Annotated in this window: 1 protein-coding gene; it reads right to left on the bottom strand. The window is 73.6% G+C overall.

Annotation, left to right across the window (positions count from 1 at the left end; all coding sequences use genetic code 11):
• Positions 1-266 precede the first annotated feature (266 nt).
• Positions 267-1204 (bottom strand): sugar transferase (locus tag AB0J52_RS41475; RefSeq protein ID WP_500188764.1); only part of this gene is annotated, 938 nt, incomplete at its 5' end.

The raw sequence follows: 1204 nt of genomic DNA, 5'->3' as shown, positions 1-1204 counted from the left end.
GACCGCGGTACCGCGCCGGGCGTAGCCGCGAAGCCGCCGCTCGTACGACGACAGGGCCCGGACCCTCCACGGAGCATCGGAGCATCCGCCTCCGTCGCCAGCTCGGCCGCCAGTGCGTGGTCCGTCATCCGTCGCCGCCATTCCCGACTCAGTCGATCAGTTGGGTGAGGAATCCTCTCACGGCCCCCGGCGGCGGCCCCACACCGGGTCCCGGCGGACACTCGGACACCGGCACCCGGCACCGGCACCCGGCCGAGCGGCGCCGCTCAGTAGGCGCCGGAGCCGCGGAAGACCGCCGACCAGGTCTTCCACATGATCTGCAGGTCCATCGCCAGCGACCAGTTGTCCACGTACCGCAGGTCGAGCCGGACCGACTCCTCCCAGCTCAGGTCGGACCGCCCGCTCACCTGCCAGAGCCCCGTCAGCCCCGGCCGGACCACCAGCCGCCGGTACACGTCGCCGCCGTACCGGGCGACCTCGTCGGGCAGCGGCGGACGCGGGCCGACCAGCGACATCTCCCCGCGCAGCACGTTGATGAGCTGGGGCAGCTCGTCCAGCGAGTAGCGCCGCAGCAGCCGTCCCACCGAGGTGACCCGCGGGTCCGAGCGCATCTTGAACAGCACGCCGTCGTGCTCGTTCTCGTCCACCAGCTCGGCCTTGCGGCGCTCGGCGTCCTCCACCATCGTGCGGAACTTCAGCACGGTGAACGTGCGCCCGCCCCGGCCCACCCGGACCTGCCGGAACAGCACCGGGCCGCCGTCGGTCGCCTTGACCGCCACCGCGACGGCCAGCAGCAGCGGGCTCAGCAGCAGCAGCGCCAGCCCCGCGCCGACCCGGTCGAGCAGGTTCTTGAGCGCCTTGCGGACGCCGTCCAGCTCGGGGTGCTCCACGTGCAGCAGCGGCAGCCCCGAGACCGGGCGGATCGAGATGCGCGGGCCCGCCACGTCCATCAGCGCGGGCGCGACGGCGAGCTCGACGTCGTCGCGCTCGATCTGCCAGGCCAGCCGGCGCAGCGCGACGCCGTCCATCTCCGGACAGGCGAGGACGGCGACCGAGTCGGCGCCGATCCGCTCCACCACCTGCGCGACCTGGCTGAAGTCACCGCCGACCGGGACCTTGCGGACGGGCCCGCCGGTGTCGTCCGGGGGCAGGCACACCGCCACCACGTCCATGCCGTGGTAGCGCTTCTGCCGCAGCAGGCGGA

It is taken from the genome of Spirillospora sp. NPDC049652, from assembly GCF_040675125.1.
Classification (GTDB): Bacteria; Actinomycetota; Actinomycetes; order Streptosporangiales; family Streptosporangiaceae; genus Spirillospora.
This window is presented reverse-complemented; position numbering and strand designations above follow the sequence as displayed.